Source organism: Agromyces sp. GXS1127 (genome assembly GCF_050565425.1).
Lineage (GTDB): Bacteria > Actinomycetota > Actinomycetes > Actinomycetales > Microbacteriaceae > Agromyces.
Genome location: NZ_JBOCIG010000010.1, coordinates 64,889 through 79,771 on the forward strand (window position 1 = coordinate 64,889; position 14,883 = coordinate 79,771).

Below are 14,883 nucleotides of genomic sequence, written 5' to 3' on the forward strand. Positions count from 1 at the left end.
GCTCCGCGTCACGCGACCCGCAGGACGTCGTTCCCGCGCTGAGCCGGCCGATCGTGGTTAGGATCGCCCTCGGGGGCATGCGTGAGCGATCTGGTGGACGCACCGCAGGACGACGCGCCGACGGCTGACGACGGCGCGCCCCACGAGCACGTCCCGCTCGTCGAGGTCCTCCCGCCGCCGGCGCCGGCCGGCCCGCGGCTCCCGCCGGTCCTCACCGAGGCGCCGGTGCCGCCGGCGCACCACGGCCGGCTCCCTCGGCGTACCGCCGGGCGCGCGATCGCGAAGGGCGTCGGTTCCGCGGTCGCGGTGCTGCTCGTGGCCTCCGGTGCGATCGCGGCGTATGCGGTCACCGACCTCGTCGCCCCCGTCGCGGCGAAGCCGAGCGTCCGGTTCGAGAGCGAGCGGGTCCTCGAGAGCGTGCCCGACATCGGCGCGATGGAGGGCGGCCTGAACTTCCTGCTCGTCGGCAGCGACAAGCGGCCGGCGGACGGGTCGTTCGGCGACCCGATGGTCGATTCCGCCGAGCTGAACGACGTCACGATGCTGCTCCACATCGCCGAGGACCACTCGCATGTCGAGGTCGTGAGCTTCCCGCGCGACCTGCTGGTCGACGTCCCCGCGTGCGAGGACCCGGAGGACCCGGGCACCATGCTGTACGAGGGATACGACGTGCGCCTCAACACCGTGCTCGGACACGGCGGGCTCTCGTGCGTCGGGCGGACCATCGAACAGCTCGTCGGCATCACGATCCCGGTCGGCGGCATCGTCGAGTTCAAGGGCGTCGCGGCGCTCGCCGAGGCCGTCGGGGGCGTGGAGGTCTGCCTCGTCGACCCGATCGACGATCCCTACTCGGGGTTGAAGCTCGACGCCGGTCGCCACGAGATCACCGGCGCGACCGCGCTCGCGTTCCTCCGGACCCGGCACGCCGTCGGCGACGGCAGCGACCTCGGACGGATCTCCGCGCAGCAGACGTTCCTCGCGTCGCTCGCCCGCACGCTCCAGGCCGACGGGACGCTGAGCAACCCGCTCCGGCTGTACTCGATCGCGCAGGCCGTGCTGAAGAACATGACGCTGTCGTCGGGCCTGCAGGACGCCTGGCGACTCGTCTCGATCGCGCGCACGCTGCAGGCGGTCGATCTCTCGAAGATCGCGTTCATCCAGTACCCGACGGCGTACACGCCCGACTTCTCGGCGGTCGTGCCGACGGAATCCGCTGACGCGCTCGCCCTCGCGCTGCGGGCCGACGAGCCCGTCGTCTTCGATCCGGATGCCACGGGCGACGCCTCGTTCGGCACGGTCGAGGCCGGCGGCGGCACCGAGGAGGACGTACCGGATGCCGCGACCGCGCCGCCGTCCGACGCGACGGTGCCGCCCGCCTCCCCGCCGCCCGGCGCGGGGGAGGTGCTGCCGCCGGACGTGACCGGACAGACGGCCGCGGACGTGCGGTGCACGACGGCCAACGGCGGCTGACCCGTCGCCCTGGCGGCCGCCGCGGCCCGTCGGTTCAGGAGTCGCCCAGACTCGCCTGCGAGGCTCGCTGAAACACTCGTCGGCTAGAATCGGCCCGTTCGCGAGAGCGGTGCCGCCGTCGGCGGTGTCATCGCGCGAGCTGGAGGGCTGTCCGAGCGGCCGATGGAGCTGGTCTTGAAAACCAGTGGGCAGCAATGCCTCGTGGGTTCGAATCCCACGCCCTCCGCCAGTGCCGCCCCCGCACGCAGCCGCCAGGAGAGAGGAGATCACCGGAGTGAAGGATCACGAGCCGCGCACCCCCGCGCGACGCGATGATGCGTCTCCGGCGATCGCCCGTCACGGTCGCCTGCGTTCGAACGGCGTCTGGGCCACCGTGACCAAGATCGCGGCATCCACCCTGGCCGTCGTGCTCGCATCGGGCACCGCGGTCGCCGCCTACGCCGCATTCGACCTCGCGGCGACGGCGAAGCCGACCGTGTCGCTCGGCAACGAGTCGGTCCTCGAGGGCGTGCCCGACGTCGGCGCGATCGAGGGCGGCGTCAACCTGCTCGTCATCGGCAGCGACAGTCGACAGGGCCAGGGCGACGGCTTCGGCGACCCCGACGAGGAGACGGCGGTCCTCAACGACGTCAACCTGCTGCTCCACATCTCCGAGGACCACTCGCACGTCGAGGTGGTCAGCTTCCCGCGCGACATGCTCGTCGACATCCCGGCCGGCTGCACCGACCCCGAGACGAACGAGGAGCTCTGGGAGCAGTACGACGTCAAGATCAACACCGTGCTCGACTACGGCGGCATGCCGTGCGTGGTGAAGACGATCGAGAACCTCACCGGGGTCTCCGCGATCCCGTTCGCCGGCATCGTGCAGTTCATGGGCGCCGCGGCGATCTCGGAGGCGGTCGGCGGCGTCGAGGTCTGCGTCGCGGAGCCCATCGAGGACGTGCACACCGACCTCTACCTCGAGGCGGGGACGCACGAGCTGAAGGGCCTCCAGGCGCTGCAGTTCCTCCGCACCCGGTACGGCGTGGGCGACGGGTCCGACCTGGGCCGGATCTCGAACCAGCAGGTGTTCATGTCCGCACTGGCCCGGGAGCTGCAGTCGGCGGGCACGCTCGGCGACCCCCTGAAGCTCTACTCGATCGCGAAGGCCGCGCTGGACAACATGCAGCTCTCGTCGACTCTCGTCGACCCCACGATGATGGTGTCGATCGCGATGGCGGCGAAGGACGTCGACCTGTCGAAGATCGCGTTCGTGCAGTACCCCACCGCGTACGAGGAGGGCTACGGCGCGGTCGTGCCCACCGAGTCGGCCGAGGCCGTCAACCTGGCGTTGCAGCAGGACCTGCCGATGACGCTCGACCCGACCGCCCTCGAGGACAACTCCTTCGCCTCGGCGACCGATCCGAACGCGACGCCGACCGAGGAGCCGGTCGCCGAGGAGCCGACGGAGGAACCGGCGACCGACGCGCCCACCGAGACGACGGCTCCCGAGCCCACGGAGCAGGCGCTCCCGAGCGACGTCACCGGCCAGACGGCCGCGGAGACCCGCTGCTCGGCCGGCCGCACGCTGGCCGACCAGTAGGCCCGGTCGCGGTGCCCGCACCCGACGAATCGTCTTTTCGGCGGGATGCCGGTTATGATGGCAGTCGCGTTCGCCTTCGGGGGTCCGCGAGGAGACGTCGCATAGTCCGGTCGAGTGCACCACCCTGCTAAGGTGGAGTCCCCGTAAGGGGACCGCGGGTTCAAATCCCGCCGTCTCCGCTCCATATCGGCTCCGATCAGCGGGCTGTGCCCGCTCGTTAGCACGAATGCGGTCGACTCGCCTCCCCTTGGAGCACGCAGCCGCGCCGTGTCACGGTGGCCGCATGCGGTTGCTTCACGACGACTCCATCTCGCTGCTCACCCGGGGGTACGGATTCGGGGCGCACCTCTGGCGCCGGGCCCGTCCCGGTGCCCGTGCCGTTCCGTTCCGGCTCCTCGGCCGCGAGGCGCTGCTCGTTCGCGGTGCCGAGGCGGTCGGGCTCTTCTACGACCCGGACCTCGTGGCGCGGCACGGTGCGATGCCCTCGCTCGTGCAGGAGACGTTGTTCGGCCACGGTTCGGTGCACAGCCTCGACGGCGCAGAGCACCGGCACCGGAAGCAGACGTTCGTCCGGGCCCTCTACGACGACGAGGAGGTGCGGCGCCTGTCGCCGCTGCTGGAGACCGAGTGGCAGGAGGAGCTCGACGCGTGGCTCGACGGCGGCGGGCGGTCGGCGTACGACGCCGCGGTCGGTGCTCTGGGGCGGGCGATCATGCGCTGGGCGGGCCTGCCCGGGACGCCGGCGGCGAAGACCCGCTGGGCGGCGCGCCAGGCGCAGATCGTCGACGGGTTCGGCGTGCCGTACTCGCCCGAGTACCTGCTGGCGGCCGCGAACCGACGGTGGTCCGACCGGCACGCCCGACGGCTCATCGAGGCGGTCCGCGCCGGCGGGCTCGCGTCCGAGCCCGGCACGGCGCTCGACGCGTGGGCGTGGCACCGGGACCGCGGGGGCGACCTGCTGCCCGCCGAGCTCGCCGGGGTCGAGCTGCAGAACAGCTTCCGGCCGATGATCGCGGTCGCCCGGTTCGTCGCGTTCGCCGCGAAGGAGCTGCACGACCGCCCGGAATGGCGCGAGCGCATCGCCGCGGAGACCTCCGTGCGCGGCCGCCTGACCGAGGGACCCGTGGCGACGGCGTTCGCACAGGAGATCCGGCGCACCGCGCCGTTCGTCCCGATCCTCCCCGGCTGGGCGAAGGCCGACATCGAGCACGACGGCGAGCACCTGTCCGCGGGCGGGCGGCTCGTGCTCGACATCCTCGGCACCGACACCGACGATCGGTCATGGGTGCGCGCGGCGGAGTTCGAGCCCGAGCGCTTCCTCGGCGTCGACGACTCCGAGTCGCTGGAGGCGTTCATCCCCCACGGCGGGGGCGAGGTCGCGACCGGCCACCGCTGCCCCGGCGAGAAGCTGGCCGTCGCGGGCCTCGCGACGGCGGTGGCCGTCCTGAGCGATCCGCGCCTCACCATCCTCGACCGCGGTCTCCGGGTGAACCGCCGACGACTGCCGACGAAGCCCGCCTCGGGGGGAGTGGTCCGTCCGAGGACGGGATGCCCGGTGCACCACGGCTGAGGGTGCGCTGAGGGGCCGCAGCGCACGACCGCCGCGCTGCGGCGCACGAACGCGAACGGCTCGCGCAGCCGCATGACGAACGGAGACGCCCGTGCCGGCCGCCTCCGCGATGCGCCGGTAGCGTCGGAGGCCTGCACGACCCCAGGAGCCCCATGTCCCAGCCGTCCGGCCGCCTGCCCACGATCCGCACCCTCGCCGCCGAGACCGCCGCCGTCCCGCCGCCGCCCGGGTTCGCCGCGCAGGCGAACGCCGACGCCGCGTTCGTCGGGGCGGGACGCACCGACCCGGTCGGCTTCTGGGAGCGCGAGGCCGGACGTCTCGACTGGGCGACCCCGTGGCGCACGGCGCACGAGTGGCGACCGACGGATGCCGCGGGGCGGACGATCCCGCAGGCGACCTGGTTCGCGGGCGGGCGCCTCAACGCCGCGGTGAACTGCATCGACCGGCACGTCGCCGCGGGGCGCGGCGGGAAGGCGGCGTTCCACTTCGAGGGCGAGCGCGGCGACCGCCGGACGGTGACGTACGGCGAGCTCGAGCGCGAGGTGGCGCGTGCGGCGAACGCCCTCGCCGCGCTCGGCGTGGGGCAGGGCGACCGGGTGGTGCTCTACCTCCCCGTGCTCGTGGAGACCGTGGTCGCGACGCTCGCGGTCGCGCGGCTCGGCGCGGTCCACTCGCTCGTGTTCGGCGGGTTCTCGGCCGAGGCGCTGCGGTTCCGCGTCGCCGACACGGGCGCGAAGGTGGTCGTCACGAGCGACGGGCAGTTCCGGCGCGGCGAGGCCGTCGCCGTGAAGCCCGCGGTCGACGAGGCGGTCGAGGGACTCGACCACGTCGAGCACGTGCTCGTCGTGCGGCGGACGGGCGACGAGACGCCCGACCTCCCCTGGACCCCCGGACGCGACGTCTGGTGGCACGACGCGGTCGACGCGGCATCCGCTCATCACGAGGCGGAGGCGTTCGACGCCGAGACGCCGCTGTTCATCATCTACACGTCGGGCACGACCGGGCGGCCGAAGGGCCTCGTGCACACCACCGGCGGCTACCTCACGCACGTCGCGAGCACGTTCCACAGCGTGTTCGACGCGAAGCCCGACGACGTCTACTGGTGCACGGCCGACCTCGCGTGGGTGACGGCGCACAGCTACGTGCTCTACGGGCCGCTCGCCAACGGCGTCACGAGCGTCATCTACGAGGGCGCGCCGAACACGCCCCACCCGGGCCGCCACTTCGAGATCATCGAGCGCTACGGCGTGACGACCTACTACACGGCGCCGACGCTGATCCGGTCCTTCATGGGCTGGTTCCCCGACGGCGTGCCGGCGACGTACGACCGGTCGAGCATCCGCCTGCTGGGGTCCGTCGGCGAGGCGATCAACCCCGCGGCGTGGGAGTGGTTCCGGCGGGAGGTCGGCGGCGGCGTCGCGCCGATCGTCGACACGTGGTGGCAGTCGGAGACGGGCGGCGCGATCATGGCGCCCCTCCCCGGCCTGTCGCACCTCAAGCCGGGCTCCGCGCTCCGGGCGCTGCCGGGCCTCACCACGCGGGTGGTCGACGAGCACGGCGACGACGTCGCGCGCGGCGAGGGCGGCTACCTCGTGATCGACGGCACCTGGCCGGGCATGGCGCGCACCGTCTGGGGCGATCCCGAGCGCTACCGCGACTCGTACTGGGCGCGGTTCGCCGACCGCGGCTACTTCTTCTCGGGCGACGGGGCGCGGCTCGACGTCGACGGCGACGTCTGGCTGCTCGGCCGGGTCGACGACGTGATCAACGTCTCCGGTCACCGGCTCTCGACGATCGAGATCGAGTCCGCCCTGGTCGCGCACCCGCAGGTGACCGAGGCGGGCGTCGTCGGCGTGAGCGACGAGCGCACCGGCGAGGCGATCGCCGCCTTCGTGATCAGCGACGGCGTGGTCGGGCGCGGCGATCGGGGGTCGGATGCCGCGGAGCGGGCGTCGGCGCTCCGAGCCCACGTCGCGGCGGCGATCGGGCCGGTCGCGAAGCCCCGCGACATCCACTTCGTCCCGGACCTGCCGAAGACCCGATCGGGCAAGATCATGCGGCGCCTGCTCGTCGACCTGGCCGAGGGGCGGCCGTTGGGGGACACGACGTCGTTGCAGGATTCCACGGTGCCCACGCGGATCGGCGCGCTGATCGGGGACTGAGCACGCCCGTGCGTTCCCGCTCCACCGGTGGGCGGAGGTCGGTGCGGGGGACTATGCTCCATCTGTTCGAACCGAAAACAGGGGGAGTTGCAGTATGCGACGTTTCACCATGCCCGCCGCGCTGGTCTTCGCCGGTGCGCTCGCGCTCACGGGCTGCGCATCCGGCGACGGCGGCGACACCGCCGCGTCGGGCGAGGACAGCTGCGCGACGATCGCCGCGGACGTCCGCGACATCTCGAACGGCGTCCAGAACAACATCGCGGCGCCGTCCTCGCTCGAGGGGCTCCAGGACTACCTGGGCGACGCGTCCGAGCGGACCGACGCGCTGATCGAGGAGGCCGGCGACGACGATGCGCTCATCGACGCGCTCGGCGGCTTCCAGACGGCGCTCAACGAGGTGTCGACCTACGCCGACGGCCTCGAGGAGGTGCCCTCCGAGGAGGACCCGTCCGTCATGACCGTCGAGCAGGACCCGGAGGAGCTCGCCGCGCAGCAGACGGCGGTCCAGGAGGCGTCGAGCGAGGTCGCCGCGTCCTGCGACGCGGACTCCGACTCCGAGTAGGAACGGCTCCGACACGACCGGCGGCCGGGTGCGCGACGCGATCGCGCCCCGGCCGTCGTCGTCCCGAGCGCGTCGTGACCGCGGCGCGGGAAGCGGGCGACCGTCACCCGACCACGTCGAGCGGGGTCGCGTCAACCGACGCCGTCCGGAACGCTCCGCCCCCTACGATGGCCGGAGGCACACCGTTGGGGGACGAATGCACAGCTGGCCCGGCTCCACCTACCCGCTCGGCGCGACGTTCGACGGGAACGGCACGAACTTCGCGCTCTTCAGCGAGGTCGCCGAGCAGGTCGAGCTGTGCCTGTTCGACGACCGGCGGCGTGAGCAGCGCGTCGAGCTGGTCGACGTCGACGCGTTCATCTGGCATGCGTACCTGCCGCAGGTGCAGCCCGGCCAGCGCTACGGCTACCGGGTGCACGGGCCGAACGACCCGGCCCGCGGCCTGCGGTGCAACCCGAACAAGCTGCTGCTGGACCCCTACGCGAAGGCGGTCGACGGCGAGCTGAACTGGAACCAGTCGCTGTTCGGCTACCCGTTCGGCGAACCCGACGGGCGCAACGACCAGAACTCCGCCAAGAGCATGATGCTCGGGGTCGTCACGAACCCGTTCTTCGACTGGACCGGCGACCGGCATCCGAGGACGCCCTACGCCGCCTCGTTCATCTACGAGGCGCACGTGAAGGGCCTCACGAGGACGCTGCCCGGGGTGCCGGAGGAGATCCGCGGCACGTACGCCGGCATCGGCCACCCGGTCGTCATCGAGCACCTGCGGAAGCTCGGCGTGACCGCGATCGAGCTCATGCCCGTCCACCAGTTCGTGAACGACGGCACCCTGCAGGACAAGGGCCTGTCGAACTACTGGGGCTACAACACCATCGCCTTCTTCGCGCCGCACAACGCGTACGCGTCGACCGGGCAGCGCGGCGAGCAGGTGCAGGAGTTCAAGGCCATGGTCAAGGCCCTGCACGCCGCCGGGATCGAGGTGATCCTCGACGTCGTCTACAACCACACCGCCGAGGGCAACCACCTGGGGCCGACGCTCTCGATGCGGGGCATCGACAACGCCGCGTACTACCGCCTCGTCGACGGCGACCAGCGGTACTACATGGACTACACGGGCACGGGCAACTCGCTGAACGTCGGCAACCCGCACGCGCTGCAGCTCATCATGGACTCGCTGCGCTACTGGGTGCTCGAGATGCACGTCGACGGGTTCCGCTTCGACCTCGCCTCGACGCTCGCGCGCGAGTTCTACGAGGTCGACAAGCTGTCGACCTTCTTCGAGCTCGTGCAGCAGGACCCGGTGGTCTCGCAGGTCAAGCTCATCGCCGAGCCGTGGGACGTCGGGCCGGGCGGCTACCAGGTCGGCAACTTCCCGCCGCAGTGGACCGAGTGGAACGGAAAGTACCGCGACACGGTCCGCGACTTCTGGCGCGGCGAGCCCGCGACGCTCGGCGAGTTCGCGTCGCGGTTCACGGGCTCCGCAGACCTGTACGAGCACTCGGGGCGGCGGCCCGTGGCATCCATCAACTTCGTCACCGCGCACGACGGGTTCACGCTGCGCGACCTCGTCTCGTACAACGAGAAGCACAACGAGGCGAACGGCGAGGACGGCAACGACGGCGAATCGCACAACCGCTCGTACAACCTCGGCGTCGAGGGCCCGACCGACGACCCCGAGGTCCTGACGCTGCGTGCGCGCCAGCAGCGCAACTTCATCGCGACGCTGCTGCTCTCGCAGGGCGTGCCGATGCTCTCGCACGGCGACGAGCTCGGGCGCACCCAGCAGGGCAACAACAACGTCTACGCGCAGGACGGCCCACTCAGCTGGGTCGACTGGGAGCACGCCGACCAGCCGCTCATCGAGTTCACCGCGGCCGTCGCGAAGCTCCGCGCCGAGCATCCGACCTTCCGGCGCAGCCGGTTCTTCGACGGACGGCCGATCCGGCAGCCGGAGGGCGGGCCGGTCCCCGACATCGTGTGGCTCCGTCCCGACGGGTCGATCATGGCGCCGGAGGACTGGGACGCGGGCTTCGGCAAGGCCATCGGCGTCTTCCTCAACGGCGAGGGCATCCGCGAGCGCGACCGCCGGGGCGAGCGCATCGTCGACCGCCACTTCATCGTGCTCTTCAACGCGCACGACGACACCGTCGAGTTCACGATCCCCGACCACGCGCTCTCGCCGGAGTGGGAGGTGCTCATCGACACCGCCGGCCGTCGCGCCGACAGCGATCCCATCGCGCCCGGCGGCGTGATCCCGCTCGAGCAGCGCTCGCTGGTGGTGCTCTGCCAGCACGACCCGACGCCCGAGGAGGTCGACCACTCGGTCGCGGCGTCGCTGTCGGCGATGGTCGCCGCGGCGAAGGAGGAGGCGCCCGCCCCGAAGGCGGAGGCGGGCGCGTGACGACGGATGCCGCGGGCCGGGCGGGGCACGCCGGCGCCTCCCCGGCGCCACGACCGCAGGGGCCTGCCGCACGCGAACCGCGTTCGACGTACCGGCTCCAGGTGCGGCCGTCGTTCGACCTGCACGACGCGGCATCCGTCGTCGACTACCTGGACGCGCTCGGCACCGACTGGCTCTACCTGTCGCCGATCCTGCCGTCGCGCGCCGGCTCCGACCACGGGTACGACGTCGTCGCGCACGACCGCGTCGATCCGGCCCGCGGCGGGGACGCCGGCCTTGCCGCGGTCGCGGACGCCGCGCATCGCGCGGGACGCGGCATCCTCGTCGACATCGTGCCGAACCATGTCGGGGTCGCGGACGCCGCGCAGAACGCCTGGTGGTGGAGCCTGCTGGAGCTCGGCCCCGAGTCGCCGCACGCCGAGGCGTTCGACGTCGACTGGGCGCTGACGGGCGGGAAGGTGCGCCTGCCCGTGCTCGGCGGCACCGTCGAGGAGGCGGCCGAGGCCGGCGACCTGCGCGTCGAGCACGGAGAGTTGCGCTACTTCGACCACCGGTTCCCGCTCGCTCCGGGATCGGCCGGCGACGGCGCCGACGTGCTCGCGGTCCACGCGCGTCAGCACTACGAGCTCGTGAACTGGCAGCGCGCGGACACCGAGCTCAACTACCGGCGCTTCTTCGCGGTCAACGAGCTCGCCGGCATCCGCGTCGAGCTGCCCGAGGTGTTCGACGCGACGCACGCGGCGATCGTCGGCTGGGTCCGCGACGGCCTGGCCGACGGCCTCAGGATCGACCACCCGGACGGGCTGGCCGCGCCCGGCGCGTACCTCGAACGGCTTGCGGTGGCCACCGACGGAGCGTACCTCCTCGTCGAGAAGATCCTCGAGGGCGACGAGCCGCTGCCGCCGCACTGGCGCGCCGACGGCACGACCGGGTACGACGCGCTGGCCGACGTCGACCGGGTCCTGATCGATGCCGAGGGCGAGTCGGCGCTCGACGCGCTCGACGCGCGCCTGCGGGCCGAGACCGGCGTCGACGGGCCGACCGGGTGGCACGCGCTGATCCACGGCACCAAGCGCGGCATCGCCGACGGCATCCTCCGCAGCGAGGTGCTCCGCCTGGAGCGGATGCTGGCCGAGCCGCGGCCGGCCGACGCCGCCGACGCGCTCGCCGAACTGCTCGCCTGCGTCCCGGTGTATCGGTCCTACCTCCCGGCGGGCCTGGCGCGCCTCGCGGAGGCGGCCCGGCTCGCGCGCGAGCACCGGCCCGACCTCGCCGCGACGTTCGACGCGCTGCTGCCGGTGCTCTCCGACCCGTCGCACCCGGTCGCCGTCCGATTCCAGCAGACGAGCGGCATGGTCATGGCCAAGGGCGTCGAGGACACCGCGTTCTACCGCTTCACGCGGCTCGGCTCGCTCACGGAGGTCGGCGGCGACCCGTCGGAGTTCGCGATCCCCGTCGAGCGGTTCCACGAGCGGCAGATCCGGCGGCACGCGTCGTGGCCCCACTCCATGACGACGCTGTCGACGCACGACACCAAGCGCGGCGAGGACGTGCGGGCCCGTCTCGACGTCCTCGCCGAGATCCCCGAGCGCTGGTCGATCGAGCTCGACGGCCTGCGTGCGACGGCGGGTTCGACCGGCGACGGGCCGTTCGACGCGCTGCTCTGGCAGGCGATCCTGGGCGCCTCGCCCCTCGAGCGGGAGCGCGCGCACGCCTACGCCGAGAAGGCCGCCCGCGAGGCATCCGTCTCGACGCACTGGGCCGCGCCCGACGCGACGTTCGAGCGCCGCATGCACGAGGTCGTCGACCGCGCGTACGACGTCCCCGCCGTGCGCGAGCGCCTCGACGCGTTCGCGGCGTGGCTCGCACCGGCGGGCTGGTCGAACTCGCTCTCGGCGAAGCTGCTGCAGCTGACCGTGCCCGGCGTGCCCGACGTCTACCAGGGTTCCGAGCTGTGGGAGACGAGCCTCGTCGACCCCGACAACCGTCGGCCCGTCGACTTCGGGCTGCGCCGACGCATGCTCGCGGACCTCGACGACGCCGCGCGCCGCGGCGAGCTGCCGGCGACGGACGCCACGGGCGCCGCCAAGCTCCTCGTCACCTCGCGGGCGCTCCGCGCCCGCCGCGACCATCCGGAGTGGTTCACGCGGTACCGGCCGCTCGAGGTCGTCGGCGACGCGGCCCGGCACGCGATCGCGTTCGACCGCGGCGGTGCCGTCACCGTGGCCACCCGGCTGTCCGTCGGCCTGGCCGCCCGGGTCGGCGCCGAGCCCGCGGCGGCCGCTCCGCCGGGTGCCTGGGGCGACAGCGCCGTGCTCACCGCGGGCGGGCCGGTCGTCGACCTGCTCACGGGCCGGCCGTGGGGCGGCGGGGCGATCATGCTCAGCGAGCTCCTCGCGGCCTATCCGGTCGCGCTGCTCGTGCCCGCGGCATCCGCCCCCGACCTGCCGGGCGCACGCCGACCCGACGACGAGCAGGCCGGCGCATGATCCCCGAGCTCTGGGCCCCGGATCCCACCCGGGTCGCGCTGCGCCGCCCCGGCCGCCCCGACCTGCCGATGGTCCGCGACGACCGCGACCGGTGGCACGCCGACGTCGAGCTCGCGCCCGGCGACGAGTACGGCTTCGTGCTCGACGACGACCACCGGGCCCTGCCCGACCCGCGTTCGCTGCGGCAGCCCCAGGGGGTGCACGAGCTGAGCGCGGCATTCGACCTCGGCGCGCACGAGTGGGCGGATGCCGCGTGGACCGGCCGGCAGCTGGCGGGCGGCAGCGTGTACGAGCTGCACGTCGGAACGTGGACCCCCGACGGCACGCTCGACTCGGCGATCGAGCGCCTCGACCACCTCGTCGAGCTGGGCATCGACTTCGTCGAGCTGCTGCCCGTCAATGCGTTCAACGGCACGCACAACTGGGGGTACGACGGCGTGCTCTGGTACGCGGTGCACGAGGCGTACGGCGGGCCGGCCGCCTACCAGCGGTTCGTCGACGCGTGCCACGCGCGCGGGCTCGCGGTGATCCAGGACGTCGTCTACAATCACCTCGGGCCGAGCGGCAACGTCCTGCCGCGCTTCGGGCCGTACCTGCGCACGGCCGAGCGCACCACGTGGGGCGACTCCGTGAACCTCGACGAGCCCGAGGTGCGCCGCTACATCGTCGAGAACGCGATGATGTGGCTGCGCGACTTCCACGTCGACGGGCTCCGACTCGACGCGGTGCACGCGCTGCGCGACCGATCCGACCGCCACGTCCTCCGCGAACTCGCCGAGCACGCCGACGCGCTCTCGGCGCACCTCGGCCGGCCGCTGACGCTCGTCGCGGAATCCGACCTGAACGATCCGACGCTCATCATGCCGCGCGAAGCGGGCGGGTACGGCCTCACGGCGCAGTGGAGCGACGATCACCACCACGCCATGCACGTCGCCCTCACGGGCGAGACCGCCGGGTACTACGCCGACTTCGCCCCGCTCGACGCGCTCGTGAAGACGATGACCCGCGGCTTCTTCCACGACGGCACGTACTCGTCGTTCCGAGGTCGCGACCACGGCCGCCCGCTCGAGCCGACCGTGCCGACCTGGCGGCTCGTGACCTTCACGCAGGACCACGACCAGGTCGGCAATCGCGCCGCCGGCGACCGGCTCTCGCCCGCCCTCGGCGAGCGTCGCCTCGCGCTCGCCGCGGTGCTGAACCTCACGACGCCGTTCACGCCGATGCTCTTCATGGGCGAGGAGTGGGGTGCGGCCACGCCGTGGCAGTTCTTCACGTCGCACCCCGAGCCCGAGCTCGGCCGGGCGACCGCGGAGGGGCGCATCGCCGAGTTCGCCCGCATGGGCTGGGACGAGTCGCTCGTGCCCGATCCGCAGGACCCGTCGACGTTCGAGCGGTCGAAGCTCGACTGGTCGGAGCCCGCCGACTCGGGCGGTGCGCACGCCCGGCTCCTCGACCTGCACCGCCGGCTGCTCGCGCTCCGTCGCGCACGCCCCGAGCTCACCGATCCGGCGTTCGAGCACACGACGGCCTGGGCGGATGATGCGGCCGGCCGGTTCCGGATGGACCGGGGCGCGCCCGACGCCCGCGAACGCGTCGTCGTGCTCGCGAACCTCGGGGCGGCACCGTGGTCCGTCGAGCTCGACGGGCCGTCGGAGCTGCTGCTCGCCACCGACCCGGCGGTCGCGGCCGGCGGTGCGCCCGATCGCATGCTCGCGCTGCCGGCCGAGACGGCCGCGATCCTCGCCGTCGTGCGCGGCGCTGCGTGACGGGCTCGCGGTCCGCGGCGACCATCGGCTCGTAGGCTGGGCGCGTGACGATCCCGCAGCACCGCTCCGACCTCGTCCGCCAGGCGGTCGATCGCTTCGCCGAGCTCGAGCGCGCACTCGACTCCCTCCACGGGGTCGCCCTTCCCGCGCGCACCGCGCCCATGACGGATGCCGCGGCCCCCGAGCCGCGCGACCGGGACGCGCTCGACGTGGTCAACCACCTGCACGCCTGGCACGTGCTGCTCCTCGACTGGATCACCGCCGACGCTGCGGGCGAGGTACCCGCGTTCCCGGCCGACGGCTACACGTGGCGCGACCTCGACCGGCTCAATCGCGACCTGCGCGACCGCTATCGCGGCGAGGCCGACGCCGCCGTTGCGCGCGAGCGGCTGCGCGCCAGCCACGCCTCCGCGCTCGCCCGGCTCGACGCGATGACCGACGCCGAGATCTTCAGCGAGGGCAGGGCGTGGCTCCGCGGTGCGACGCTCGCCGAGCCCGCGCACGAGTGCCTCGGCGGCCACTACGCCTGGGCACTCGGCGTGCTCCGTTGAGCGGCCGGTTCAGGACCGGCCGGGCAGGTTCAGCTCGTCGGGGTCGACGTCCACGTCGCCCGCGTCGTCGGGACCGCCGGTGCCCGGCACCGCGCGCACCTGCGACTCGTCGATGTCGGCGGCCACGCGGTCGGGCATCGGGTCCTGCTGCTTCTCGATCGTCTCGGTCTCGCTGCCGGGCGAGGTGCGGGTGTCGTCGGTGTCGGTGTTCGCGCCGGGGATGTCGTCGTCCGGACGCGGGAGGTCGTGGGGTCGCTCCGGCGCCGGCGGACCGTTCTCGCCCTCACCGGCCGCGAATCGGGAGAGGATGTCCTCGTTGTCGCTCAT

The 14,883-nt window shown here is 73.1% G+C and carries 10 protein-coding genes and 2 tRNA genes; 11 read left to right on the top strand and 1 reads right to left on the bottom strand.

Features of this window, described 5'->3' with window-relative positions; genetic code table 11:
* Positions 1 to 81: 81 nt before the first annotated feature.
* The 11 genes from ACQ393_RS16565 to ACQ393_RS16615 all read left to right on the top strand — a co-directional run bounded on the left by ACQ393_RS16565 (position 82) and on the right by ACQ393_RS16615 (position 14,556).
* On the top strand, positions 82 to 1,470 hold the full coding sequence (locus tag ACQ393_RS16565) for an LCP family protein (RefSeq protein ID WP_430647963.1): 1,389 nt from the start codon (positions 82 to 84) through the stop codon (positions 1,468 to 1,470).
* Between the two features lie 141 nt (positions 1,471 to 1,611).
* Positions 1,612 to 1,699 (top strand) — tRNA-Ser (locus ACQ393_RS16570).
* Positions 1,700 to 1,744: 45 nt separating this feature from the next.
* A complete protein-coding gene (locus tag ACQ393_RS16575; protein WP_430647964.1) occupies positions 1,745 to 3,052 on the top strand; it encodes an LCP family protein in 1,308 nt (435 codons plus the stop codon).
* 90 nt (positions 3,053 to 3,142) lie between these two features.
* A tRNA-Ser gene (locus ACQ393_RS16580) sits at positions 3,143 to 3,231 on the top strand.
* A 104-nt stretch (positions 3,232 to 3,335) separates the two neighbouring features.
* A complete protein-coding gene (locus ACQ393_RS16585) occupies positions 3,336 to 4,622 on the top strand; it encodes a cytochrome P450 (protein WP_430647965.1) in 1,287 nt (428 codons plus the stop codon).
* 152 nt (positions 4,623 to 4,774) lie between these two features.
* Positions 4,775 to 6,784 (top strand): acetate--CoA ligase, encoded by a 2,010-nt coding sequence (gene acs, locus ACQ393_RS16590; protein WP_430647966.1) that lies wholly within the window; start codon positions 4,775 to 4,777, stop codon positions 6,782 to 6,784.
* Positions 6,785 to 6,878: 94 nt separating this feature from the next.
* Positions 6,879 to 7,346: a hypothetical protein gene (locus ACQ393_RS16595; RefSeq protein ID WP_430647967.1), complete on the top strand. Its 468-nt coding sequence runs from the start codon at positions 6,879 to 6,881 to the stop codon at positions 7,344 to 7,346.
* A 196-nt stretch (positions 7,347 to 7,542) separates the two neighbouring features.
* The gene (glgX, locus tag ACQ393_RS16600; protein ID WP_430647968.1) at positions 7,543 to 9,750 is read left to right on the top strand and encodes a glycogen debranching protein GlgX; all 2,208 of its coding nucleotides are present in this window, start codon (positions 7,543 to 7,545) and stop codon (positions 9,748 to 9,750) included.
* A gap of 101 nt (positions 9,751 to 9,851) precedes the next feature.
* Positions 9,852 to 12,239 (top strand): malto-oligosyltrehalose synthase, encoded by a 2,388-nt coding sequence (treY, locus tag ACQ393_RS16605; RefSeq protein WP_430648017.1) that lies wholly within the window; start codon positions 9,852 to 9,854, stop codon positions 12,237 to 12,239.
* Positions 12,236 to 14,005 carry a malto-oligosyltrehalose trehalohydrolase gene (gene treZ / locus ACQ393_RS16610; protein WP_430647969.1) on the top strand — a complete coding sequence of 590 codons (1,770 nt, stop codon included), beginning with the start codon at positions 12,236 to 12,238 and terminating at the stop codon, positions 14,003 to 14,005. Before treY ends, treZ begins: the two co-directional genes overlap by 4 nt.
* Positions 14,006 to 14,049: 44 nt before the next feature.
* Positions 14,050 to 14,556, top strand: coding sequence for a ClbS/DfsB family four-helix bundle protein (locus ACQ393_RS16615; RefSeq protein WP_430647970.1), 507 nt, complete (start codon positions 14,050 to 14,052; stop codon positions 14,554 to 14,556).
* Between the two features lie 9 nt (positions 14,557 to 14,565).
* On the opposite strand, the gene ACQ393_RS16620 is transcribed toward ACQ393_RS16615, so the two are convergent.
* On the bottom strand, positions 14,566 to 14,883 hold the full coding sequence (locus ACQ393_RS16620) for a hypothetical protein (protein ID WP_430647971.1): 318 nt from the start codon (positions 14,881 to 14,883) through the stop codon (positions 14,566 to 14,568).